Source organism: Proluteimonas luteida (genome assembly GCF_021191695.1).
In the GTDB taxonomy this organism is placed as follows: Bacteria; Pseudomonadota; Gammaproteobacteria; order Xanthomonadales; family Xanthomonadaceae; genus Luteimonas; species Luteimonas luteida.
Genome location: NZ_JAIWPT010000025.1, coordinates 13,073 through 38,404 on the forward strand (window position 1 = coordinate 13,073; position 25,332 = coordinate 38,404).

The following is a 25,332-nucleotide window of genomic DNA, read 5'->3' on the forward strand; positions in this document are numbered from 1 at the left end:
ACGCCAGCCTTCCCACAAGGAATCCCGTCTTGCCCGCACCGCTGAAGAACGACCGCCTGCTGCGCGCCCTGCGCCGGGAGCCGGTGGACCGCACTCCCGTCTGGCTGATGCGCCAGGCCGGCCGCTACCTGCCCGAGTACCGCGCCACGCGCGCGAAGGCGGGCAGTTTCCTGGCGATGGCCAAGAATCCCGACATCGCCTGCGAGGTCACGCTGCAGCCGCTGGCGCGCTTCGACCTCGACGCGGCGATCCTGTTCTCCGACATCCTCACCATCCCCGACGCGATGGGCCTGGACCTGTATTTCGTCGAAGGCGAAGGCCCGAAGTTCCGCCACCCGGTGCGCGACGCCGCGGCCATCGCGAAACTCGGCGTGCCCGACATGGAGACCGACCTCGGCTACGTCATGGACGCGGTGCGGGTGATCCGCCGCGAACTCGACGGCCGGGTGCCGCTGATCGGCTTCTCCGGCAGCCCGTGGACGCTGGCCTGCTACATGGTCGAAGGCGGCGGCAGCAAGGACTTCGCGCGGATCAAGGCGATGGCGCTGAACGACCCGAAGGCGCTGCACGCGCTGCTGTCGGTGAACACCGACGCGGTGATCGCGTACCTGTCCGCGCAGCGCGCGGCCGGCGCGCAGGCGCTGCAGGTGTTCGATACTTGGGGCGGCGTGCTGTCGCCGGCGATGTACCGGGAATTCTCGCTGCCCTACCTGGGCCGCATCGCGCGCGAACTGCCGCGCGGCGACGGCGCGGACCGCACGCCCCTGATCCTGTTCGGCAAGGGCAATGCCGCGTACCTGGACGAACTGTCGCGGTCCGGCGCCGAAGGCGTGGGCGTCGACTGGCTGGTCGAACTGGGCGAGGCCGCGCGTCGCACCGGCGGCCGCGTCGCGCTGCAGGGCAACCTCGACCCGGCCACGCTGTACGGCGCGCCCGAGGCGATCCGCGCCGAGGCGCGCCGGGCGCTGGACAGCTACCGCGACGGCAACGGCGGCTCGCGCGAGGGCCACGTGTTCAACCTCGGCCACGGCATGTCGCCGGACATGGATCCCGCCCACGTCGGCGTGCTGGTCGACGAGGTGCACGCCTACAGCGCGCGCTGACGGCCCGGAACCAAGCGGGCAAGCCCGTCCCTGCCGGGCCCGGGCCTGCCGGCGCCGGCTACACCTCCGCGCGGGCGCGCCCGCCTGTCGCCGGTCGTCCGCGTACCCGGCCGTCGCGGTATTCCAGCCTGATCTCGCGACTGCCGTCGGGTACCTCCGGGTTGACCGGGGACTCGCCGACGCAACCCGGGAACCGGCTATCGCGCAATGCCGTCCCGAGCGCGGCCAGCAGCCGGGCACTGTCCGCATCCCCGGCACGGGCCACGACCCGGAAGTCCGCGGTCAGCACCGCACCCGCCACATCGTCCCCGTGGATCTGCAGCAGGTCCGTCTCCGGCAGGGCCTGGTCCTGCGGCAGCAACTCCACCGGAAGCGGCGCCGCGCAGTCGCCGGTGCTCGCGATCAGGGTCTGCGGCAGAAGCCGGACAACGAACGCCTCCAGCGACGTGCGCGCCTGCGCCTGCCGCATCGCCGCGGCGGGCACGCTGTAGCGGGCCTTGACGAAATACAGGCGGGCGGCGGCGATCACCATCGCCGAGTGGTAATCGCCCTGCGGTTGCGCCATCAGCGCATCCACCGAGCGCAGCTCGCCGTCGACGGCCTCGGGCTCGACGCCGGGCAGTGCCACGCGCTGCCGCCGGACCGGCGAAAACGCGATGGCGCGGTAGTAGCCGGGATGCCCCGCGATCGCCTTCAGCTCGGCGACGGACTGCTGCATGTGCCGGTCGAGCTGCGCGGGGCCGATCTGGCCGGCCGGATAGAAGTAGACGTCCAGCGCGTGATCCGGGCGCGCGGGATCGACGTAACGGACCGACACGCCGAGCTCGGGCTGGTCGAAACGGTGCTCCCCCACCGCATGCCAGTCTCCGACCGACAGCGGATAGACGATGCGGGTCTCGCGCAGGAAGCCGCCCAGGAACGCAGGATCGTCCTGCGCCGCGTGCACGCTGCCGGCAACGCCGCACAGCGCAAGCAGCGCAACCAGTCCCGCACCGGGACGGCGTCCGGCGCCCGGCCGCTCCCTGCGTTCCCGTCCCCTGCGCAGCATGGCCTGCTCCCGTGTCACGGCGTCCTTCCGCGCACGATCACCCGCAGCCGGCGCGCCGTCAATCCGCACATGCGCCCCGCGACCTGCCCTGCCGCCACGCCGACAGGGACGCTATTCGTAGGACACGGTGCCCGGACACAACAGCCGTCCGTGCCCTGGACGCGCCGCGCGGCGCCCGGACAGCAGTTCCGGCAGACGGCGCCAGAACGGGCGGCGATCGTCGCCGTCCGGCGGCAGCGCCGCCTGCAGCAGCGCCGCGGCCGGGCCGCGCAGGCGCCGCGACAGCGCACACAGCTCGCCGGCATCGCAGGTCTGCGCAGCGCCTCGGCCCGCGCGATGCGGGCGTCGTGGCCGGACACGCTCATGCCCGCGTCGGCGCGGTGCGCACCCGATCCCGGACCGCCACCGTGGCTACTGCGCCTGCGTGGGCGCCGCCAGCTGCTTCTGCACGTCCTCGCGCAGGCGCGCGAGCTCGCCTTCCGCCTCGCGGCGCTGCTGCATGCCCTCGCGATGGATGTCGCGCACTTCCTCGACGGTCTGGATCAGCTGGTCGTGGACGTGGCGCAGGGTCGCGATGTCGATGACCGCGCGCTGGTTGGCGCGTGCGGTCTCGACCGATGTCTCGCGCAGCAGGTCTGCATTGCGGCGCATCAGCTCGTTGGTGGCGTCGTCGATCGCGTTCGACAGTTCCACAGCGTTCTTCTGCTCGCCCAGCGACAGCTGGATCGCGAACTGGCGCTTCCACGACGGGATGGTGACGTTGCGGACGGTGTTGAACTTCTCGATCAGCTGGATCGCGTTGGCCTGGATCAGGCGGATCATCGGCAGCGACTGCTCGGCCGCGTGCTGCATCACCGCGAGGTCGCCGACGCGCTTGTCGAGCAGGCGGATGGCATTGTCGATCTCGGCGCGGCGGGTGCGCGAGGCCGGGTCCTCGAGCCCGGCCAGCGCGCGCTGCTCCTGTGCCAGCTCGGCCAGCCGCTGGCGGCCGGCGGCGACGTGCACGCCGAGCGCGCGGCGCTCCTCGACGACGATGTCGAACATGCGGTCGAACTCGGACACGCGCTTGCCCTGGGTGTCCTGCTGGCGGCCGATGTCCTGCATCAGCCGTTCGATCTGCTGGTTGGTGGTGCTGAATTTCTGCACCAGCTCGTCGCGCGAGGACTTCAGGCGATCGATCAGCGGGCCGATCACCGGCAGCCTGGAGCGTCCCTGGAATCCGCCCAGATCCAGCGAACGGGCGATGCGCACGACCTCGCCGAGCTTGTCGCCGGACGCGTCGAGATCGCTGTTGCGCACCTGGTCGAGCAGTTGGCTGGAGAATGCGGCGGTCTTGCCGGCGGCGTCGCGGCCGAACACGTGCAGGTTGCCCGGGGTGATGTCCTGCAGCGTACTGCCGACGGCGGCGATCTCCTTGCGGTCGTCCGGGGTCAGGCCCAGCGCCAGCAGCGCGCTGTCGTCGAGAGCGCCCGCGTCGGCTGTGCTGCCCGCGGGCACGATCGCGTGGTCGGGGGTGTCCTGGCTCATGCGGCGGTCTCCTGATCGGGGCCGTGCACGGGCCCGTGGCTGTCGAGTGTAGCGGTCATGCCGGCGAGTTCGGAGGCGATCTGCGCCTCGATCGCGGCGGCATCGCGGGCCTGCACCGCGCCGGCCACGGCACCGGCTCCGAGCGCGCGCTGGCGCCAGGCCGGCACCAGCACGTCGCGGATGTTGCGGTGGCGCGCCAGCAGCGCCGTGCTCTGCGCCCGCAGCAGGGCCAGCTGGCGCGCGGTCAGCGCGTGGGTGGTCAGCACCGTGCGCAGGTGGTCGAGGCGCCGCGCGAGCTGGGCCGCTGCGTCGCCGGGCAGGGTGTCTGCCGCGGCCGGCATCGCATCGAGCCGCGCCTGCCCCTCGGCTTCGACCTGCGCCAGCCGCGCGCAACCGGCCTCGACCGCGTCGATGCAGGCTTGCTGCGCGGCCGCGTGCGTCGCCAGTGCGTCGGCGGCGCGGTCCACGTCGCGCAGCAGCACGCCGATGCGCGCAGCCAGCGCATCGGCATCGGCCTGCAGCGCGACATCGCGGCCCAGCAGCCGGCCGATCAGGCCGACCTTGCGGCGCAGGCCGCGGGCATCGTCGGCGCGCATCGCCAGATGCAGCGCGCCCAGACGCTGGACCAGCACGGCCGCCGGCGACGCGTCCAGCGCGGCCTCGACGTCGATCGCGGCCAGCGCCGCGAGGGCGTCGTCGCCATAGCCGGCGATCGCCAGCGCGCCGGCGGGCGTCGGGACCTGCGGACCGGCGCCGGGCGCACCGGCGCTCATTGCGGCGCGTCGCCCTTGCGCCCGTCCAGCAGGCCCAGCTGGCCCAGCGCCTCGTCGAGCTTGCGTTCGGCGGGCGTGCGTTCGCGGCGCTGCTTCGCCGAGGCCGGCCCGGCGGCATTCTGGGCCGCGCGCAGGCGCAGCACCTCGACCAGTTGCGCCAGCGCGGCATTGAGCCCGGCCTGCCCCGCCAGCGATTCGCCGAGCTGCTGGAGCAGCGGATCGACCGCGGCACGCATCGAGCCGGGCAGCACGTCGGCCAGGTCGGTGCGCACAGCGGATGCGCCCGCGTCGCGCTCGGCGATGCGCTGCAGCGAGGCCAGGATCTCCTGCCACGGCGGCGGTGCCTGCGGCGCTGCGTCGTCCGCTGCGCCCATCGCCTGCAGGCCCTGGGCGATGTCGGCCAGTTGCGCGACCACGCGCGCCCCGGTGTCGGCATCGTCGCCGCCCATCGCCTTGTTGCGCATGAAGTCGCGCTTGATCTGCGCCCAGCGCGCGGCCTGCTCGTCGGTCATCGTGCCGCGCAGCTCGGCCAGCTTCAGCAGGTTCTCCTCCGCTCCGGTGGTCAGCAGCTGGGCCTCGCCGAGGTAGTGGTCGGCGATCAGCTGCTGCAGCTCGGCGTCGTTCATCACCGGGGAGATCTTCTCCGCCAGCTTGTTCATGTTGCGGTAGCTGCCCTGCAGCCGGAACGGCGGCTCGGTGCGGTAGCGATCGGCCTGCGCAGCGCTGGCGATGTACTGCTGGTTGACCCGGTAGACCACGTCGCGCACCTGCATCAGCCGCTGCAGCGTGGCGGTGATCTCGTTGATTTCCGCGCCGCCGTAGGCGTGCGACAGGTCGTTGGTCGAGACCTCCTTGCCGCCGGCGCGCTCGGCCAGCAGATGCAGATCGGCGAGGTCGCGGGTCGCCAGCGGCGCCAGCACCGGATTGGAGGTCAGGCTGTTCTCGATGTAGCTGAGCTTGAACGCGTCCTCCATGCCGCCGAGCACGTCGCCGAGGTTGTAGATGTCGGCGCGGTTGGCGAGCATGTCCGGGATCTTGAACACCTCGCCGGACTCGGTATACGGGTTGCCGGCCATGACCACGCAGAACTTCTTGCCGCGAATGTCGTAGGTCTTGGTGCGCCCCTTCCACACGCCCTCGATGCGGCGCGTGCCGTCGCACAGCGAGATGAATTTCTGCAGGAATTCGGGATGGGTGTGCTGGATGTCGTCGACGTACAGCATCGTGTTGTTGCCCATCTCCAGCGCCAGGTTGAGCTTGTGCAGCTCCTGGCGCGAGGTCGCGTCGGGCGCCTGCGCCGGATCGAGCGAGCGCACCTCGTGGCCGAGCGCGGGGCCGTTGATCTTCATGAAGACCAGGCCGAGCCGGCTGGCCACGTATTCCATCAGCGTGGTCTTTCCGTAGCCGGGCGGGCTGATCATCATCAGCAGGCCCATCAGGTCGCTGCGCTTGTCCTCGCCGACCGTGCCCATCTGCTTGGCGAGGTTGTCGCCGATGATCGGCAGGTAGACCTCGTTGATCAGCCGGTTGCGCACGAACGAGGTCAGCGGCCGCGCCTTGAACTCCGACAGCCGCAGCGCGTCGCGCTCGCGCGCGGCGATGCGCTGGCGCACCTCCTGGTAGCGGTGGAACGCGGGCACGAACCGCGCGCGGTGGCTCCGCAGGCGCGACAGGAAATCGTCGACCGACAGCTGCAGGCGGCCATCGTGGATGCGCGGATGCTCGCCGAGCAGGCCCTCGACATCAGTGATGAGCGTGGCCTCGCGCACCTGCTGGCGCAGCTCGCGGCCGGCCAGCAGCAGGACGATCGCCTCGGGCACGTAGCCGGCCAGCGGCGCCTGCGCAGGATCGCTGCACAGGCCATGCAGCCACTGCGCCGCCAGTGCCCATTGCGCCGCGGGCCGGTCGGCCAGGTGCTGCAGCGAGGCATCGAAGGTCGCGGCCATGCCGGCCGAATCCAGCGCTTGGCGCAGCGCGTCGACCAGTTGCCGGGCGTAATGGCTGAAGCCGAACGTCGGCGCCCCCTCGCGCAATTCGTCGACCAGGTAGGTGGCGGCCTCGCCGGCGAGCGCCGGGTCCAGCGGCAGCGCGACGCGGGCGATGAAGCCGGCCAGCGTGTCGGCGATCTCGGCGCGCAGCGCGTCCAGGCCTTCGCCGGCGCCGAACAGGCGCTGGATCGCCAGTGCCCCGGCCGTGCGCTCGGGCCACTGCGCGGCATCACCGCCGTCGCCTTCGCGCGCCCAGAACAGCGCCGCCAGCGCACGCGCGGCCGGTGGATGCACCAGCGGGCCGGCCGCCGCGTACAGCGGCAGCAGCGCGCGCAGGATCAGCGCCGCGTCGTGGTCGTGGATGCCCTTCTCGTAGCCCTCGCGGTAGCGCGGCGCGGCGAACGCGCGCACCGTGCGCTCCAGCGCCTCCGGATCGCCGGCCTGCGCGGACAGCAGCTCCAGCGACAGGTCTTCGCGTCCGGCGATCGCCGCCTCCAGCACCAGGCCGGCGAGGTACTCGGCGCGCGCGATCGACGGCGATTCCGAATCCAGCGCGACCTGCCAGTAGTCGCGCAGCGATTCCAGCTCGTCGTCGTGGATCGCCTCGTAGAAGTCGGTCCCGGTCAGGTGCACGGCCAGGCCGTCGCCGCGCGGCAGGATGGTCAGGTCCAGCGGCTGGGTGTTGACGCTGAAGCGGTGCCGCGGCCCCAGCCGGATCACCTGGCCGCCGCCCTCGAACAGGTCGCTGCGGTCGCGCAGCGCGCGTACCGCCTCGTCGCGCACGCCCTTGAGCCGGGACTCGACGTCGTCGGCCTTGACGCTGTCGCGGTAGCCGCGCAGCCGCTCGGCGAGTTCGCGCAGCTTGAGGATCAGCGCGTCGCCGGCGAAGAAGGCATTGAGCTCGTCGGCCGTGGCGAAGCGCTCGGTACGCCGCGGCAGGCCGTCGAGGATGCGCGCGGCGGCGTCGAACACCGCCTGCGCCTTGCGCTGGCGGTCGTCGAGCAGCGCCTGCCTGTGCGCCTCGAAGGTCTCCACCAGTTCCTCGCGCTTGGCCAGGATGTCGCTCAGGAACTGCTCGTGCTCGCCGAACTGGCTCTCCAGTTCCTCCAGCTGCACCATCAGCCGCGACAGCTGTTCGTCGGCGCGCTCGGGATCGGTCGCCAGCGCCAGCGCACCCGCGATCGCCTGCCCGAACAGCGCGAACTGCGCGCCGAACTGGGCGACCGCCTCGGCCGAGCCGAGGCTGCGACGGCGCTGGTCGGCGCGCGCGCGCGACTGGTTCAGGCGCGCATACAGGCCGGAGATCGCCTCGACCACGCGGGTGCGCTCGGTGGCGTCGTCGACCTTCAGCGTGGCCATCAGTTCCGACAGCATGTCCAGGTCCGCGGCCAGCGCCTGCATGGCGTCGATCTGCCCGGCCAGCGCCCGCGCCGTCTGCGCCTGCCGGGCCTCGGCGTCGAGCGCCTGCAGGCGCTCGGCCAGCGGCTGCAGCGCCTTCTCGTCGGCGAGGAAGGCGCCGGTGGCGGCACCGATGCGGTCCTGCGCTTCCTGCAGCGCCTCGCCCATGCGGTCGATCGCCGCGGTGTCGATGTAGCGCAGCTCGCGGATCGTCAGCAGATGGCCACGCTGCCGGGTGATCCCGCCCAGCGCCTCGACGAAATCCTCGATCCGGTTCCAGCTGTCGGGCTGCAGCCGGCCCAGCAGCGCACGGTGGTCCGCCTCGGCCTCGCGCATGGCCCGGTCGGACTGGCGGCGGATGCTCTCGACCTTCTCGTACTCGTCGAGCACCGACTCGCCGGTCGCGGCGATCTCGTGCAGCAGCGGGCCGGCCCCCTCGCACGCGTCGTCCTCGAGCCAGTGGTGGGCGTCGAACATGCGCCGGGTGTTGTGCACCAGCAGCTGGTAGCGCTGTACGGAGACCTCGCGGCCGTCGATCTCGCGGGCGAGGTCGAGCAGGTTGGAGATGCCGCGCACCAGTTCGGGGTTGCCGATGCGGCCCATGAAGCTGTTGCCGGTCGGCGCGCGCGCGGCGAACTCGTCGCTGGTGAACGGGGTCTGCCAGACCTGCATCGGGTGGATGCGGGTCGGCGCCTCGCCCTCGGCGTGGAACAGCACCATGCGGCCGTCGGCGAGGATCGCGTAGCCGTGGCCGAACACCGGGTTCTGCAGCGCGCGCTGGATGGTGTTGTAGACGAACAGCGCCGAGCGCCCGGCCTCGCGGTCGTAGAAGACGTACATGACGTCCTCGCCGTTGGGCGAGCGGATCGCGCGCTTGAACTGCATGCCGTCCATCTGCGCGTCGAAGGCCTTGTGCTCGCCGCTCTGCAGGTAGTAACCGCCGGGAAAGATGATCCCGTGGTCCTCGGGCAGCTGCACGCAGGCCTGGACGATGGCGTCGTTGCGGACGATGCGGCCGGTCAGCGTGTTGTAGATCAGTCCGCGCCATTCCTGCTCGCGGTAGGGCAGCACCTTGAGCAGGATCAGCGAGCCGACCTTCGCGAAGTCGAACACCGCGTCGTCGATCGACTGGGTACGGTCCTCGACCGGTTCGCTGTAGACGCCCTGTCCGGTCTCGGTGTTGTTCTCGACCTTGACGGTCAGGTCGCCGCCGGTGGTCTCGACGAAGATCGTGTCGAGGATGTTCAGGTGCGGGTGGCGGCCGTCGACCGCCAGCTCGCGGGTCGCGCGGGTCCATTCGAAATCGAACGGCGGCGGCAGCGCGATGTCGCGCTCGCCGCGCGAATCGAGATAGGTCAGTTCGCCGGTGTTGGCGATCGCCCAGCGGAACACGCGCACGTCGCTGCTGCGCTCGCCGATCTGGAAGGCGGCCAGCAGGCGGCCTTCGCGCACGATCAGCTGCAGCAGCCGCGCGTGCTTGTAGTAGGCGTAGAGCTCGCCGAAATCGCGGACGAAGCCGGCGTCGCCGAGGAAGCTGCCGGGAATGTCGACCGGCACCACGTCGTAGCCGTCCGGGCCCTCGGTCAGCCGGTACAGGCCGAACACGTCCTCGACCCGGGTCCGGGTCTTGAGCCCGATGTAGACGTTGTAGCCGAACAGCAGATGGTCACCGAGCACCTGCACGATGTCGCGGCCGACGCAGTTGTTCTCGGTACGGATGCGGAAACGGCCGACGACGTCCATCCGGCTGTCGCCGAATTCCTGCAGGCGGCGCGCGTTGAGGCCTTCGGCCAGGGCGCGCAGGCGCGTGCCCTGCTCGACCAGCCGCCGCCGCAGCACCTCGTAGACGCCGCCCTGGGCGACGGCCTGGTCGGCGCGGTTGTCGCCCGCCGCGTCGCCGGCATCGGCAGGCGCCCTGCCGTCCCGGGGGGAGGCGTTGTCCTGGCGGGGCGTGCTGTCCTGGGTGGGATCGCTCATCGCAGGTGGTGGTCCTGTCTGTCTTCAAGCGCCTTGCGCTTGCGGGGAAAGGCGGGGGGCGTTGCAGCTGCGCTGCATACAAGGCGAACGCGCCCCCATCCGCCTTCGGCCCCTTCCCCCGCGAGCGGGGGAAGGGGTACGGCGGGCCGACCCGCAGCTGCCGCAGCGGCGAACGGACCGCGGTCGGTCAGCCTGCGCTCGCCGCGCTGCCATCGGCCCTGGGCTGTGGATTGCCGCGTTCGATGCCCAGGTACTTGTGCATCAGCTCCTGCACCACCGGGCTCTTGTCGGCCAGGCCCTCGATCGAACGGCCCAGCGAGACCGCCTTGATCAGGTTGTCGAACATGCCGCCGTCGCCGCCGACCAGGTCGATGTCGGCGTTGCGCAGCGCGGTGGCGATGACCTCGGCGTTCTCGCGCGAGACTTCCTTGCCCGCCTCGATCGACGCCAGCGCCTGCTTCAGGCCGGTGTCGAGCGCCATGCGGAACTCCTCGTGGCCGCGCGCGCTGTCGCTGAGCGCGTCGATCGCCTGGAACTTCTTCACCAGGCCCTCGGCCTCGGCCAGCAGCTTCTTCTCGACCACCGAGGCCTCGGCGAGGCCGATCGATTCGACCGCCGTCGCCTTGGCGCGGCCCATCTGCTCCTCGCCCTGCGCCTGCGCGGCCAGCGTCTCGGCCAGCACCCTGGCCTCGGCCGTGCCCTGGCGGAGATTGGCGTCGGCCTTGGCCTCGATCACCCTGGCCTCGGCCAGGCCCTGCTTCTCGTAGGCATTGGCGGCGGCTTCCTGCACCTGCGCGTCCGCCAGGCCCGGCGCCGCCTGCTCGGCGCGCACGCCCTCCGACAGCACCTTCTTGGCCTCGGCCTGCTTGCCGGCGGCCTCGAACTCGGCCTGCGCCAGCGTCGTGACCTCGACCGCCCGGTGCTTCGCCGCGGTCTCGCGCGCCTCGGCCTCCTTGACCTGGCGCACCAGCGCTTCCTGGGCCTTGGCCTCGGCATCGAGGATGGTCACCTGCTTGAGGCGGTCGGCCTCGGACACCTCGCGCACTTCCTTGATGCGCTCCTCTTCCTGGGCCACGGTCTTGTCGATCGAGATGCGTTCGCGGGTGATGTTGGCGACGTCCATCTTGCCCTGCTCGACGACCTTGTCGCGCTCCACGCCCTGCAGTTGCACCTCGCGGTCGGTGGTGACCTGCTCGAGCTGGCGCGCGCGCTCGACCCGCTCGGCCTCGATCGCGACCGCGCGCTGGCGGTTCTGCGCCGCGACCTCGACCTCGCGCAGGCGGTTCTCCTCGCGGATGTCGATCAGCTGCTGGGCCTCGATGCGGGCGTTCTCGGCGACCTGGCGCTGCTCCTCCTGCACCTTGGCGGTCTCGGCCTCCTCGCGCGCGCGGATGGTCTCGACCTCGCGCTGCTGGCGCGCTTCGGCCTCGGCCTGCTGGCGTTCCAGCGACAGCGTCGCCTCGCGGGTCTCGACGTTCTTCTTGGTGATCGCCAGCCGCTCGTTCTGCTCCAGCTCGTTGGTGACCACGTTCTGCGACGCGGTCAGCTCGGTGATCTTGCGGATGCCCTCGGCGTCGAGGATGTTGTGCGGGTCGAGCACGCTCTTTGGCGTCTGCTCCAGGTAGTCGATCGCCACGTCCTCGAGCACGTAGCCGTTGAGGTCGTTGCCGATGACCGCGATGATCTCGTCGCGGAATTCCTGGCGCTTCTCGAACAGGTCGGTGAAGTCGAACTTCTTGCCGACGGTCTTCAGCGCCTCGGAGAACTTGGCGTTGAACAGTTCGTCGACCGCGTGCTTGTCGGAGGCGCGGTCGGCGCCCAGGGCCTTGGCCACGCGCAGCACGTCGGCCTGGGTCTCGTTGACGCGCAGGTAGAACGCGACCGCGATGTCGGCGCGCATGTTGTCGCGGCAGATCAGCCCCTCCTTGCCGCGGCGGTCGATCTGCAGCGTGATCAGGCTGATCTTCATCAGCTCGGCGCGGTACAGCACCGGGATGATCAGCGCGCCGGTGAAGCGCACCTTCGGCTGCGAGCTCATGTCGTTGACGATCAGTGCGGTGCCCTGGTCGACCTTCTTGTAGAAGGCCTTGAACAGGACGGCCGCGCCGAGCAGCACGATCACGGTGATGCCCAGGCCGATCAGGAACGGGGCGAGCGTGGCGACACTCATCGGATGCTTCTCCTCGGGATTGTGGTCCGCGTCCTGCGGACCATGGGGTTCAGATGTGACGGTAGTCGGCTTCCGGGACGACCCGGTAGCAGTGGTTGGGGGCGTCGAACTCGACCAGCACGACGCGGTCGCCGCGGCCGATCGCGGCCGTGTCGCTGCGCACCTGCAGCACCAGCCCGGCGCCGCCATCGTCGAGATCGGCCATGCCTGCGCTGGTCGAGACGGTCGGCGTGCGCACCACCGCGACCCGGCCCAGCAGGGATTGTTCGTCGACGGGTGGCTGCAGCCGCATCAGCCAGCGGCGCAGCGGCCGCAGCAGCGCCGTGGTCAGCAGCACCGCGGGCACCAGCGCCAGCACCGCGGCCGCGGTGCCGAGGGTCCAGCGCAGCCAGCCCCACAGCGGCGCGAGCAGGAACAGATGGATGAAATAGGTGAAGAACCAGCCGAAGAACACCAGCAGCGTGAGCACCAGCATCGTCGGCAGCCGGTCCAGCCCGAGCCGCGACAGCACACCGACCAGGCCATGCGCGTCGGCGCCGTCGGGCAGATCGAAATCGAGGTCGAGGCCCTCGACATCCACCAGCCCCAGCACGGCGAGCAGCCAGTAGACCGCGCACGCGCCCAGCAGCACGCTGTAGACCAGCGTCGGATAGCCCAGGGCGGTGGCGAGGAACTCGGCCATGTCGGCGATGCACTCCTAGCTCCGGACCGGCAGCGCTCCCGGCGCTGCCCGGCGCGGACGGTTCCGGTCCGATGGGCCGGCAATAATGCCAGCGCAGGCATATGCGGCGTCAAGCCGCCGTCGTTACGCGCCTTCGCATCGCGGAAGCCGGCGCGCGCTCAAACGGGTGACGGCAGCGCCACCACCGCGTCCGGGGCGCAGACGCAGATCCGCGTGCCTGGCGCCGGCTCGACCGCCAGGCCGCCTGCGAATGCGGTGAATGCCGGCAACAGGCCGGCATCGCCGGCGAACGCGAACGCCGGCAGCCGCGGCAGGCCGGGCAGGCGCACGACCGGGTGCACGTGGCCGCCAAGCCGATAGTCGCCCGGGGCAGCGACCGCGTCGTCGACGTCGTGCACGAACAGGAACGGCGGCGCGCGCAGCGTCGCGCCGTGCAGCCGCAGGCCCAGGGTCGCCGCCAGCCCGGGCGCGGCGCGCAGCGCGCGGTCGTGGTTGCCGCCGACCAGTTCCACCGCGAGCGCGGCATGGCGCGCGCGCCACGCCTGCCAAGCTGCGCGCCACGGCGCATCGCGCGCACCGGCGTGCAGCAGGTCGCCGAGCACCAGCAGCCGGGTCGCGCCGGTGGCCGCGACCAGCCGGTCGAGGCACTGCAGATCGTGTGCCGTGCCGCCGCGCGGCAGTGCGATGCCGGCCTGGCGGAAATGATGCGCCTTGCCCAGGTGCAGGTCGGCGACGACCAGCGTGCGCGTGCGCACCCACAGCAGCGCGCGCTCGGGCAGCAGCCGCAGCGTCTCGCCGGCGACGACGACGTCCAGCGTGCCGCGTGGCGAGCCGCCGTCAGTCACGATTGCGCTGCTCCAGCTGTGCCGCGGCGCGCTGCACGCGGGTGCGCCAGTCCTCGGTGCTCAGCCGCCCGCGCAGCGATTCGGCCCACAACGGAAACGACAGCGGGGTGAACGTCTTCAGGACATGCAGGTCGAGCGCGCGCCGGCTGCAGTCGTCCAGCGTCGCGCGCAGCTGCACCACATCCAACTGCGCCGCGAACACCTCGCGCTCGGCCAGCGCCAGCAGCATGTGGCCGGGATCGTGCCGGCGCAGCACGTCGAACAGCAGGCCGCTGGAAGCCTGCAGCTGACGCATCGAACGCGGCGCGCGGCCCGGCAGCGACGGCGGCAGCAGCCCGGCGACGCGGGCGATGTCGCGGAACTGGCGCCGCGCCAGCTCGGCGAGGTTGAGGCTCTCGCGCAGGTCGTCGAGCAGGTCCGCGGGCGCCAGCAGCGCCGCGATGCCGGGCGCGTCGATCTCGACCGCCTGCGCCGGCGACAGCACCAGGCCGTAGTCGTTGGCCGAGAACGCGAAGCTGTTGCGCGCCCGCCGTCCCCAGCGCAGCGCCAGCAGCGCGGCGAGGCCCTCGTGCACGTGGCGGCCGGCGAACGGATACAGGAACAGATGCCGTCCGCCGCGCGCCTGCACCCATTCGACCAGCAGGCGGCCGGGCGCGGGCAGCGCCGACAGCCCCTGCTGCAGGTCGAGCAGGCGGCCGATCGCGCGCAACTCCGGCGCCTGCCGCGGACCGGCGAACATGCGTTCGACCTCGCGCGCCAGCGTGCCCGACAGCGGCAGGCGCCCGCCCTGCCACTTCGGTACGGTGCCGCTGCCCGCCCTGGCGATACGCACGTAGGCGGTCATGTCCTCGAGCCGCACCAGCTCCAGCGTGCGCCCGGCGAACTGGAAACGGTCGTGCGGCCGCAGCCGGCCGATGAAGCCCTCCTCGACCGAACCCAGGCCGCCGCCGCGCAGCAGCTTCACGCGCACCGCGCCGTCGCTGGCGATCGTGCCGATCGACAGCCGGTGGCGCAGCGCGATGCGCCGGTCCTCGACCCGGTAGAGGCCGTCGTCGCCGCGCACGACGCGACGGAACTCGGGATAGTGCGCGAGCGCCGCACCGCCCTGCACGATGAAATCCAGCACTGCGCGCCAGGCTGCCGGATCGAGGGCGCGGAACGCATGCGTGCCGCGGACCTCGTCGAACAGCGCATCGGCATCGAAACCGCCGCCGAGCGCCAGCGTCACGCAGTGCTGGGCCAGCACGTCGAGGCTCAGTACCGGCGACGGACGCGACTCGATCCTGCCCGCGGCGACCGCGACCCGCGCCGCCGCGTACTCGACCAGTTCCAGCGCATGCGTCGGCACGCAGACGACGTGCCCGGCCTCGCCCGGACGATGTTTCGCCCGGCCCGCGCGCTGCAGCAGCCGCGCGACGCCCTTCGGGCTGCCGATCTGCAGTACCTGGTCGACCGCGGGAAAATCGACGCCGAGATCCAGGCTCGACGTGGCGACCACGCAGCGCACGCTGCCGTCGCGCAGGCCCTGTTCGGCGGCGGCACGCAGCTTCGGATCAAGCGAACCGTGGTGCAGTGCCAGCGTCTCCGGTGCCTCCGGCCAGACCGCGGCCAGCGCGCGGTGCCACAACTCGGCCTGCGAACGGGTATTGGCGAACAGCAGGCTGGTGCGCTCGGCCATCAGCCGCTCGAGCACCCGTGGCAGTTGTGCCAGGCCGAGGTGCCCCGCCCACGGGAAGCGCTCGCCCTCGCCCGGCAGCAAGGTGTCGAGGGTAAAGCGCTTCGGCCGGGCGCCGGCGACGATCGCCGCTTCGGGCTGATGCGGCAACAGCGCGTCGCGGGCTTCGTCGAGGTTGCCGAGCGTCGCCGACACGCCCCAGATGCGCAGATCCGGATTCAGCGCGCGCAGGCGCGCCAGCGCCAGCTGCAGCAGCACCCCACGCTTGTTGCCGAGCAGTTCGTGCCATTCGTCGACGACCACGCAGCGCAGCGTCGACAGTCGCGGCGCGGTATCGGGATACGACAGCAGCAGCGACAGCGATTCGGGCGTGGTGACCAGCGCATCGAGCTTGCCCTCGCGAGCGAGCCGCCTGTCGCGTGCGCTGGCGTCGCCGGTGCGCAGGCCGATCCGCCAGTCGAGCCCGAGCGCGTAGACCGGCGCCTGCATCGCGCGCACGGTGTCGGCGGCGAGCGCGCGCAGCGGGGTGATCCACAGCAGCGACAGGTCGCGGTCCGCCTGCCTGCCGCGAGAAGGCCGGGCGCCCTTCTCCATAACGGCCGGCCGGTTGCGCGACGGACGGCCGGCACGCGCCGCAGCCGCCTGCTTCGCCTGCGCCTCGAGCAGCGGACCGCCGAGCGCGGCCAGGGTCTTGCCGCTGCCGGTCGGGGTCTGCAGCAGGCCGGACTCGCCGGCCAGATAGCGGCGCCAGACCTCGCGCTGGAACGGCGCCGGGGTCCAGCCCTGCGCATCGAACCACGCGCGCAGCGGCGCGTCGGGACCACGCAGGCGCGTCACCGCGCCAGCGCCTTCAGGGCCTCGAGCCGGTCGGCCTCGGCCATCGGCTTGTCGTGGCGCCAGCGCAGGATCCGCGGGAAGCGCACGGCGATTCCGGACTTGTGCCGCTTCGACAGGTTCACCGCCTCGAAACCGAGTTCGAACACATGGTGCGGGGTCACCGCACGCACCGGCCCGAAGCGCTCCAGCGTATGCGCGCGGATCCACTTGTCGAGCGCGAGGATCTCGCTGTCGTCGAGGCCCGAATACGCCTTGGCGACCGGGACCAGCACGTCGCCGTCCCACACGCCGAAGGTGTAGTCGGTGTAGAGCGTGCTGCGCCGGCCATGCCCGGCCTGGGCATAGATCAGCACCGCGTCGATCGTCAGCGGATCGATCTTCCATTTCCACCAGTCGCCACGCCGGCGGCCGGCCTGGTACGGCGCATCGGCGCGCTTGAGCATCAGGCCTTCGACGCCGCGATCGCGCGCCTGTCCGCGCAGCGCGGCCGCGGCCCGCCAGTTGTCGGCAGGGATCCGCGGCGACACGACGATGCGCGGATCGGCATGCGCCGCGACCAGCGTTTCCAGCGCGGCGCGACGGGCATGCTGCGGACGCGCGCGCCAGTCCTCGCCGTCCAGCTCCAGCAGGTCGTAGACCTGCAGCCGCACCGGCGTGTCGGCCAGCGTCTTCGGCCCCGGCTTCAGCCGCTGGATGCGGGTCTGCAGCGCGGTGAACGGCAGCGGCATGTCGTCGTCCGCACGCCACGCCAGCAGTTCGCCGTCGAACACGACGCCGTCCGGCAATGTCGCGGCCGCGGCCTCGATCTCGGGGAAGCGTCCGTCGAGCCGTTCCTCGCCCCGCGACCACAACGCGACCCCGCCGTCGCGGCGGATCAGCTGCAGACGGATGCCGTCCCACTTCCATTCCAGCAGCCAGTCGCCGATCGGGCCGAGCGCGCGCGCGACCGCATCGGGATCGTTGGCGAGGGCGATACCCGTCTCGGCGCCGTCGCCGGCATCGTCGCCGCTGTCCGCAGCGTCGGCATCGGCGCGCAGCGCGGATTCCAGCGGCGAGGCGAGAAAGAACGGATACGGCTGCTGGCGGTCGCCGGGCAGCACCTCCGGCGACAGCAGGTCGCGCAGGAAATCCGGCGTCGGCGTCCAGTCGCCGAGCATCCGCTGCGCCAGCCGCGCGATGTCGATCCCGCTCATCTCCGCCAGCGCCTGCTGCACCAGCCGCTGCGACACGCCGACGCGCAGGGCGCCGGTCAGCAGCTTGTTGAACAGCAGCCGCTCGTCGAAGCGCAGCGTGCGCCAGGCATCGACGACGACGGCGCGGCGCGCCTCAACATCGCGGTTGGCGACCGGCAGCAGGCGGCCCTCGATCCAGTCGGCCAGGGCGAGGTCCTCGCCGGCATCGGCCGGATCGTCGAGCAGCAGCGCCAGCGTCTCGGCAAGATCGCCGACCTGGTCGTAGCTGTCGTCGACCAGCCAGTCCGGCGTCGCCGATACCTCGCCGATCCACTCGCGCAACTCGCGCGTGGTCGCGATCTTCCTGCGCGCGCCGGCGACCTTGCCGCCCGAAAGCAGGTACAGCGCCCAGGCCGCGTCCCGCGGCGGCGCCTGCCGGAAATACGCGACCAACGCCGCGCGCTTGTCGAGGGTGGCGGTGCTCTGGTCGAGTTCGCGGTAGAGGCGCGCGAAGCGTTTCATGTCCGGCCCTTCGGACGCGCCCCACTCATTCCTCACCCCCGAAATCCGTCCGGAACGCCTCCGCCGCAATCCCGTCCTCGCGCAGCGCGCGGATGATCGCGTCGGTGTTGCCATGGGTGGCGATGACCCGCGACGCGCCGGTCTCGCGCACGGTGCGCATCAGGTCGGGCCAGTCGGCATGGTCGGAGACGACGAAGCCGCGGTCGTAGTTGCGCCGGCGCCGGTTGCCGCGGATCCGCATCCAGCCCGAGGCGAAGCCCTGCTGCGCGCGGCGGAACCGGCGCATCCACGCGCTGCCGGCCGCCGACGGCGGTGCGATGACCAGTTGCCCGGCGAAATCGGCGCCGCGCGCGGTCTCGTTGACCGGCAGCGTCGCCAGCATCGAGACACCGGCACGCCGGTAGACCTCGACACCGGCCGCGACCGCGCCATGCAACAGCGCCGGCCGGTCGGTATGCACCGCCAGTTCGGCCAGCACCCGCTGCGCCTTGCCCAGTGCGTAGCAGAACAGCACCGCCGCTTCGCCGCGCCCGGCGCAGTGGTCGCGCCAGTCGACGATGTCGCGGGCCACCTCCGCGGTGTCCGGCCAGCGGTAGACCGGCAGCCCGAACGTGGCCTCGGTGATGAAGGTGTCGCAGCGCACGACCTCGAACGGCACGCAGGTCGGATCGGGCTGGCGCTTGTAGTCGCCAGATGCGACCCAGACCTCGCCGTCGACCTCGACCCGCACTTGCGCCGAACCGAGCACGTGTCCGGCCGGATGCAGCGACACCGTCGCCGCGCCCATCCGGAAGGGGGCACCGTACTCGTGCGCGACGTAGACCTGCTCGCCGAGCCGCCATTCAAGGATCGGCAGACCGCTGCGCGTGGTGTGGTAGGCACCCATGCCGATGCGCGCGTGGTCGCCATGGCCATGGGTGATCACCGCGCGCGGCACCGGCCGCCATGGATCGATGTGGAAATCGCCGGCCGGGCAGTACAGCCCTTCCGGTCGCAGCTGGATCAGGTCGCGGGATACGGCGGACATCGCGGCAGTCTGGGCGCGGCCCTGTGCAGGAAACGCCAAGCCTGCGCGGCCGCCGTCGCAACTGCCGCGACGGCGGCCGATGTCCGACCGCGATACCCGACCGTGACGTCAGCCGTCGCGGTCCGGGTCCCCGTCCACGCTGGGCGCCGGGCGCCAGCTTGCGGCCAGGACGTCGGACAGCATCTCGCCGGTCAGCGGCTTGCGCAGGAAACCGTTGAAGCCGGCCGCCAGCGCCGCCGGCTCGGCCCCGGCATCGGCGCGCGCGGTCACCGCGACGATCGGCTGCCCGAAGCCCTGCTCGCGCAGCAGCCCGGCCAGGGTCAGGCCGTCGACGCCGGGCAGGTCCAGATCGAGCAGGGCCAGGTCGTAGCTGCGGGTCGCGACTTCGGACAACGCGGCCAGTCCGTGCATGACGTGCACGACCTCGTGGCCCTGCGAACGCAGCAGGCCGGTGATCACGTCGGCGACCGTCTGGTCGTCCTCGACCAGCAGGATCTCCAGCCCCACCGCGGCGGTGAGCCGCTCGCGGACGCCGCCGCCGGATCGGCGCGGCGGGTCGTCGACCACCGGCAGCGGCAGGGTCACGTTGAACCGCGTGCCCTCGCCGGGCGTGCTGTCGACATCGATCCGGCCGCTCATCGCCGCAGCCAGTTCCTGGCTGATCGCCAGGCCCAGCCCGCTGCCGCCGTAGCGCGATGCGGTGCGCGCGCCCTCGGCCTGTTCGAAGCGGCGGAACAGGCGCTGGCGCTGCTCCTCGTTGAGGCCGGGGCCGGTATCGGAGACCACGAAACGGATCTCGCCGGCCGGCCCGCGCCCGACCTGCAGGCCGACGCTGCCCTGCTCGGTGAACTTGACCGCGTTGCCGAGCAGGTTCAGCAGGATCTGGCGCACCCGCATCGCGTCGCCGCGCACCCAGGTCGGCGTCGCCTCGTCGAAGACGGTGTCGAAGCCCAGCGACTTGTGCCGCGCCATCGGCGCCGACAGCGCCACCACGTCCTGCACCAGCGCGTGCAGGTCGAACGGCTGCGGATCGAGTTCGAGCCGCCCCGCCTCGATGCGGGCCAGGTCCAGCGCATCGTTGACCAACCGCATCAGATGTTCGCCGGCACGACGGATGGCCTCGGCGTAACCGCGCTGGCGCGGCTCCAGCGGCGTGTCGAGCAGCAGTTCGCTCATGCCCAGCACGCCGGTCATCGGCGTGCGGACCTCGTGGCCCAGGGTCGCCAGGAACCGGCTCTTGGCCTGCGAGGCCTGCTCGGCAAGCTCGCGCTTGTGCTCGATGATCTGCAGGCCCGTCCGGCGCCGCAGGCGCTGCAGGTACAGGTACGCGGCCAGGGCGAGCAGCAGCAGCGCCAGCAGGCCGAACCCGGCCAGCGCCCACGGCGTACGCCACCACGGCGGCAGCACGTCGATCGCCAGCGACTGTTCGCCGGACATGTTGCCGAAGGTGTCGCTGGCACGCATGCGCAGCCGGTAGCGGCCGGGCGGCAGGTTGGAGAAGGTCCGCTGGCCGCTGGCGCCCTGGCGCACCCAGTCGCCATCCAGGCCATCGAGCCGCGACCAGTAGGTGTTCGACATCGGGTCGTCGTAGGACAGCAGATGCGCATCGATGCGGAATTCGCGGTCGTCGGGCAACAACTGGATGTGTTCGCCCTCGAGCCGGCGCCAGTCGCCGTCGCGGCGCACGTCGAGCCCGGCCAGCTGCAGCCGCGGCGCGCGCGTGGTGTCCTCGTCGACGGTGGTGTCCAGCAGCACGATGGTGCCGGCACTGGTGCCGGCCGCCAGCAGTCCGTCGGCATTGATCCCGAGGCTGCGCGGCAACATCTCCTGGCTGGCCAGGCCATGCTGCAGGCCGTAATGGCGCAGCTTGCGCTCGGCCGGGTCCCATCGGTAGAAACCGCGCCGGGTCGACAGCCACACCCGGTGCCGGGCATCGACGCGCAGGCCGTGCGACAGCAGTCCCGGCAGGCCTTCGGCGACGCCGACGCTGGTGTCGGCCTGCCAGTCGCCGTCGCGGCGGACGAGCCGCAGCAGCTCGCGCTGGCGATGCAGCCACAGCGCATCGGGGCCATCGAAGCCAACACCGAACACGGCCTCGCCCCAGGCCGCGTCCACCGGCACGAAGCGACGGGCGTCGGGATCGAAACGCGCCAGCCCGGCCTCGGTCGCGGCCCACGGCTGGCCATCGGCGTCGATCGCGATCGCATGCGCGCCCTGCCCGCCGGGCGGTGCCCGCTGTTCCGGGTCGACCGGCGCTTCCACCCGGAACAGCACCCGGCCATCGGCGATATCGCGCTGCTCGATGCCGTTGCCCTGGCTCGACGCCCACAGCGTGCCACCGGGCCCGAGCACGAGCACCGCGTAGTTCGATCCCAGGCTGGGATCGCGCGGACTGTCCGCCATCCATTTCTTCAGCTCGCCGTCGAGCGTGATCCGCACCAGGCCGTTGCGCAGTCCGACCCACAGCGCGCCGGCATCGTCCTCGACGATCGCCTGCAGCCGCTGTCCGCGCAGCTCCTGCGCAGCCGGCCCCGACAGCCGGGTCAGGTTCGCATTGCGATCGATGTGCTCGATGAAACCGTCGGCGCTGGCGAACCACAGGCCACCGTCGCGCGCGCGCCCGACCGATTCGTAGTCCCAGCCCCCCAGCCCGCCTTCGCGGTTGGCCAACTGGCCGATCCCGCGCCAGTCCGAGCGCAGGTAGGCCAGCCCTTCGCCGCTGGCCGCCACCCACAGCGCGCCGTCCTCCTGCAGCAGCAGTTGCCTGGCTGCGGTGGAGCGGCCGACGCTGGGACCCAGCGGAACGGGGACCGGCACGCTGTTGCCGCCCGCCACGCGCCACAGGCCGCGCAGGGTGCCGATCCAGTAGCCGCCCTCGTGGTCGCGCACCATCGCCTGCACCAGGTTCGGCCGCGCGAACATGCCGCCCCATCGTGGCTGCTGCCACTGCCCGTCCGCGTCGCGGCGGTACAGGCCGCTGGTGGCGCCGGCCCAGACTTCGCCGTCGACCACGCCGGTCCACAGCACCAGCGGATCCTGCGGGTCGCCGGGCAGCTCGATGCGCTGCACGCGCTGGCCGTCGTAACTCGCCAGCCCGCCGGTGGTCGCCGCCCACAGCGTGCCGTCCTCGTCGAAGTCGATCGCCACCACCCGGTCGGACGGCAGGCTGTGCGGGTCGCCCGGCACATGCCGCAGGTTGACCAGCAGCTTGCCGTCACGCGTACCGTAGATGCCCAGGCCGCCGGTCGCCAGCCACATCTCTCCGGGCCGGCTGGCGAAGTCCCAGGTGACGCCGGCCTTGAAGTCCGGCCAGGTGTCGTCCGGGATGTGGCGGAAGCCACTGCGCGCGGCGTCGAGGATGCTGACCGCGCCCTCCTGGCCCGCCACCCAGACCCGGTTCTCGGCGTCCACGTGCAGGGCCTGCAGGGCATTGCCCGAGATCGACGCGGGATCGCCGGGATCGTGGTGCCAGACCCGCACCGAAGTACCGTCCAGCCGCGCCAGGCCGTCGGCGGTGGCCGCCCAGACGTAGCCGTCGCGGTCCTGCGCCAGCCCCATCGCTTCGCTCGCCGGCAGGCCGTCGGCGACACCGATGATCCGCAGTCGCGGCGTTTCCGGTGCCGCCGCCATCGCCATGCCCGCCAGCAGGGCGAGGCCGCACATTCCGATGATCGCCGCGCGTATCCGCATCCCTGACCCCTGGTCCCGTCGCATGTGACCGCTTCTTCCCCGGAGCGATGCTCGCAACGCGGCGTTGTGGATGCAAGCCGCGCGGCCGCCGGGCCGGATGAAACCGCAGTGCACGGCGTTCATGCCTAGAATCGGGGCAGCCGCCTGCGCGCCGCGCCAAGGAACCCGATGCACCGACCACCGCTCCAGTTCCTGCCCCGTCTGCTGCTCTGCCTGCTGCTCGGGGCCGCCGCCCCGGCGTGGACCGTACCGGTCCGCGCCGCGCCCGCGCACTACGTGCTGGACCCGGTGCACACCCGGGTGATGTTCGCCATCGACCACGCCGGGTTCTCGAAGGCGATCGGCACGGTGTCCGGCAGCACCGGCACGCTGTGGTTCGATCCCGAAGACTGGTCGCTGGCGCGGGTCGAGGTGACGGTTCCGCTCGACCGCCTCGATCTCGGCGACGCGACCTGGAACCGGGCCACGCTCGCCCGCAACCTGCTCGACGCCGACGCGCATCCGGTCGCGAGCTTCGTGTCCACCCGGATCGAGCCCATCGACGCCGACCGGGCCGTGGTCCACGGCCTGCTGACGCTGCGCGGGGTCACCCGCGAGGTCGAACTGCAGGTCGTGCACAACGCGCTCAGGCGCCATCCGCTGCCGCCGTTCCGGCGCACCATCGGCTTCTCGGCCACGGCCGCGCTGTCGCGCAGCGATTTCGGCATGACCGCGTGGCGCTCGGTCATCGGCGATGCGGTCGAGCTGCGGATCGAGGTCGAAGCCACCCGCGCACGCGGCAATGCCGATGACGACGATGACGGCCAGGCGCAGGATCCGGCCGCCCCCGACGACGGCGATGCGGATGCGGACGACGTGGGCGACGATGGCGTGCCTGCCGACGGCACACCCGGCACGACCGACCCGCGCGATCCCGCCGACCTGCCGCCATCCGCCCCGGAACCGCAGCCATGACCCTGAAGAACACCGACGCCCGCTGGGGCGGCATCAGCCAGTTGCTGCACTGGGCCGTGGTGCTGCTGATCCTCGCGACCGGCACCATCGGCCTGCTGATGGGCGACATGCGCAACAGTCCGGCCAAGATCGAGGTCTATGCACTGCACAAATCGCTCGGCCTGACGATCCTCGCACTCGCCGCGCTGCGGCTGCCGTGGCGGCTGTATGCCGGTGCGCCCGCGCCGGTACCCGGCACGCCAGCCTGGCAGGCGCGGCTCGCATCGATCACCCACTGGCTGCTCTACGGCCTGCTGTTCGCGATCCCGCTCAGCGGCTGGACGTTCAACTCCGCAGCCGGCTATCCGCTGCAGTGGTTCGGCCTGTTCAACCTGCCGGCCCTGGCCGAACGCAGCCAGACGCTGCGCGCGACCGCCGGCGAAGTCCACGAACTGCTGTTCTGGACGCTGGTCGTGCTGGCGCTGGGCCATGCCGCCGCCGCGTTGTACCACCACGTGTTCCAGCGCGATGCCACGCTGGCGCGGATGCTGCCTCGCAGCTGGTTCCGGAACCGGAACGCCCCCTCCCTTCCCACGCAGGACTGATGCCATGTCGCGCTCCCCCCGTTTCCTGATCGCCGCGGCGCTCGCCGCCGCGCTGCCGTTCTCCGCGCTCGCCGCCGACTACGTGCAGGCGCCCGGCTCGTCGCTGGCCTTCGCCGGCAAGTACCAGGGCGAGACCTTCAGCGGCATCTTTCCCGGTTTCAGCACCACGCTGCGCTTCGATCCGGTGCAGCTCGACGACGCCGCGCTGTCGGTGACGATCCCGCTGGCCTCGGCGACGACGCGCAACGACGACTACGACGGCGAGATGCGTGGCCCGTCGTTCTTCGACGCGACCAGGTTCGCCCAGGCGACGTATACCGCGACCCGCTTCCGCGACCTCGGCAACGGCCAGTTCGCCGCCGACGGCGAGCTGACCCTGCGCGGCATCCGCAGGCCGGTGACGCTGACCTTCACCTGGACCCCGGGCAATCGCCCGCTGCTGTCGGGCCGCGCCACCGTGCGCCGACTCGATTTCGACGTGGGCGCCGGCGAATGGGCCGACACCGCCACGATCCCCAACGAGATCGCGGTCAGCACCCGGGTCTATCTGCAACCGTCCCCCTGATCGCCGCCGCCCGCCGGTTCAACCGAGCAGGCGCCGCACCGCCACGGCGTCGAACGGCCAGTCCAGTTCGCGCCCGGCGACATCGCGCAGCACGGGCACGCGCGTGCCGTAGCGCGTTTCGAGCGCAGCATCGCCGTCGATGAACACGCTGGCGAACGCCGGCGCCCGCGCCTCGGCGAGCACGTCCAGCGCCAGGTCGCACAGGTGGCAGTCGTCGCGCTGGTACAGGATCGGTCCGGGATCGGTCATGCCGCGACGCGTCAGACGTCAGGAAGGAGTGGCCCGTAGAATAGCGCGATGGCCGTCAGCACCTTCGACCTCTACAAGATCGGCATCGGGCCGAGTTCCTCGCACACCGTCGGGCCGATGCGCGCCGGCGCGCGCTTCGTGCGCCGCTGGCTGGAGGTGCCCGGCCGGCTCGACGAGGTCGTGCGCGTGCGCGCCGAGGTGTTCGGCTCGCTCGCGCTCACCGGCCGCGGCCACGGCACCGACAAGGCGGTCATGATGGGCCTGGAAGGCCACATGCCCAACCTGATCGACCCGGACCTCATTCCCGATGCGCTGGCACGCATCCGCGGCCAGCGCCGCATCCGCCTCGGCGGCGTCCGCGAGATCGCCTTCGACGAGAAGAGCGACCTGGTGATGAACAAGCGCCAGAAGCTGCCCTTCCACACCAACGGCATGCGCTTCACCGCCTACAGCGGGGACGGCGGCGTCATCGCCACCCGCGACTACTACTCGGTCGGCGGCGGTTTCGTGGTCAACGAGGACGAGGCCGCCGAGGACCGCATCGTC

General features: G+C 71.8%; 17 protein-coding genes. 5 read left to right on the forward strand and 12 right to left on the reverse strand.

The features are described from left to right. Nucleotides 1–29: 29 nt before the first annotated feature. Nucleotides 30–1,103, forward strand: a complete 1,074-nt coding sequence (hemE, locus tag LDO26_RS16750; RefSeq protein ID WP_232132239.1) for a uroporphyrinogen decarboxylase — start codon at nucleotides 30–32, stop codon at nucleotides 1,101–1,103. A gap of 58 nt (nucleotides 1,104–1,161) precedes the next feature. Here the strand turns inward: hemE and LDO26_RS16755 are convergent, their stop codons facing one another. The 11 genes from LDO26_RS16755 to LDO26_RS16805 all read right to left on the reverse strand — a co-directional run bounded on the left by LDO26_RS16755 (nucleotide 1,162) and on the right by LDO26_RS16805 (nucleotide 22,407). After that, nucleotides 1,162–2,151 carry a hypothetical protein gene (locus LDO26_RS16755; RefSeq protein ID WP_232132240.1) on the reverse strand — a complete coding sequence of 330 codons (990 nt, stop codon included), beginning with the start codon at nucleotides 2,149–2,151 and terminating at the stop codon, nucleotides 1,162–1,164. Nucleotides 2,152–2,562: 411 nt separating this feature from the next. After that, a complete protein-coding gene (locus LDO26_RS16760; protein ID WP_232132241.1) occupies nucleotides 2,563–3,678 on the reverse strand; it encodes a toxic anion resistance protein in 1,116 nt (371 codons plus the stop codon). After that, nucleotides 3,675–4,451: a hypothetical protein gene (locus tag LDO26_RS16765; protein WP_232132242.1), complete on the reverse strand. Its 777-nt coding sequence runs from the start codon at nucleotides 4,449–4,451 to the stop codon at nucleotides 3,675–3,677. Before LDO26_RS16765 ends, LDO26_RS16760 begins: the two co-directional genes overlap by 4 nt. Beyond that, nucleotides 4,448–9,814: a DNA repair ATPase gene (locus LDO26_RS16770; RefSeq protein ID WP_232132243.1), complete on the reverse strand. Its 5,367-nt coding sequence runs from the start codon at nucleotides 9,812–9,814 to the stop codon at nucleotides 4,448–4,450. The genes LDO26_RS16765 and LDO26_RS16770 overlap by 4 nt, the downstream gene beginning before the upstream one ends. 187 nt (nucleotides 9,815–10,001) lie before the next feature. Then, nucleotides 10,002–11,984, reverse strand: a complete 1,983-nt coding sequence (locus tag LDO26_RS16775; protein ID WP_232132244.1) for a flotillin family protein — start codon at nucleotides 11,982–11,984, stop codon at nucleotides 10,002–10,004. 49 nt (nucleotides 11,985–12,033) lie between these two features. Continuing rightward, nucleotides 12,034–12,666, reverse strand: coding sequence for an OB-fold-containig protein (locus LDO26_RS16780; protein ID WP_232132245.1), 633 nt, complete (start codon nucleotides 12,664–12,666; stop codon nucleotides 12,034–12,036). 158 nt (nucleotides 12,667–12,824) lie between these two features. Beyond that, on the reverse strand, nucleotides 12,825–13,511 hold the full coding sequence (gene pdeM, locus LDO26_RS16785; protein ID WP_232132246.1) for a ligase-associated DNA damage response endonuclease PdeM: 687 nt from the start codon (nucleotides 13,509–13,511) through the stop codon (nucleotides 12,825–12,827). Beyond that, nucleotides 13,504–16,023, reverse strand: a complete 2,520-nt coding sequence (locus LDO26_RS16790) for a ligase-associated DNA damage response DEXH box helicase (protein WP_232132247.1) — start codon at nucleotides 16,021–16,023, stop codon at nucleotides 13,504–13,506. Before LDO26_RS16790 ends, pdeM begins: the two co-directional genes overlap by 8 nt. Beyond that, nucleotides 16,020–17,717, reverse strand: coding sequence for a cisplatin damage response ATP-dependent DNA ligase (locus LDO26_RS16795; RefSeq protein WP_232132248.1), 1,698 nt, complete (start codon nucleotides 17,715–17,717; stop codon nucleotides 16,020–16,022). Before LDO26_RS16795 ends, LDO26_RS16790 begins: the two co-directional genes overlap by 4 nt. 25 nt (nucleotides 17,718–17,742) lie before the next feature. Further along, on the reverse strand, nucleotides 17,743–18,744 hold the full coding sequence (locus LDO26_RS16800) for a ligase-associated DNA damage response exonuclease (protein WP_232132249.1): 1,002 nt from the start codon (nucleotides 18,742–18,744) through the stop codon (nucleotides 17,743–17,745). Between the two features lie 108 nt (nucleotides 18,745–18,852). Next, on the reverse strand, nucleotides 18,853–22,407 hold the full coding sequence (locus tag LDO26_RS16805; RefSeq protein WP_232132250.1) for a hybrid sensor histidine kinase/response regulator: 3,555 nt from the start codon (nucleotides 22,405–22,407) through the stop codon (nucleotides 18,853–18,855). A gap of 195 nt (nucleotides 22,408–22,602) precedes the next feature. Here LDO26_RS16805 and LDO26_RS16810 point away from each other — a divergent pair, with 195 nt between their 5' ends. From LDO26_RS16810 to LDO26_RS16820, 3 genes are read left to right on the forward strand one after another with little or no spacing between them, the layout of a single operon-like run. Further along, nucleotides 22,603–23,388 (forward strand): YceI family protein, encoded by a 786-nt coding sequence (locus LDO26_RS16810; protein ID WP_232132251.1) that lies wholly within the window; start codon nucleotides 22,603–22,605, stop codon nucleotides 23,386–23,388. Continuing rightward, nucleotides 23,385–23,972 (forward strand): cytochrome b, encoded by a 588-nt coding sequence (locus LDO26_RS16815; RefSeq protein ID WP_232132252.1) that lies wholly within the window; start codon nucleotides 23,385–23,387, stop codon nucleotides 23,970–23,972. The genes LDO26_RS16810 and LDO26_RS16815 overlap by 4 nt, the downstream gene beginning before the upstream one ends. Nucleotides 23,973–23,976: 4 nt before the next feature. Next, entirely contained in the window at nucleotides 23,977–24,537 is a 561-nt protein-coding gene (locus LDO26_RS16820) for a YceI family protein (RefSeq protein WP_232132253.1), read from the forward strand. Nucleotides 24,538–24,555: 18 nt separating this feature from the next. Here the strand turns inward: LDO26_RS16820 and LDO26_RS16825 are convergent, their stop codons facing one another. Then, complete coding sequence (locus LDO26_RS16825) at nucleotides 24,556–24,786, reverse strand: glutaredoxin family protein (RefSeq protein WP_232132254.1); 231 nt, start codon at nucleotides 24,784–24,786, stop codon at nucleotides 24,556–24,558. Nucleotides 24,787–24,834: 48 nt separating this feature from the next. Here LDO26_RS16825 and LDO26_RS16830 point away from each other — a divergent pair. Continuing rightward, on the forward strand, nucleotides 24,835–25,332 hold a 498-nt coding region (locus LDO26_RS16830; RefSeq protein WP_305068832.1), incomplete at its 3' end, for a serine dehydratase beta chain.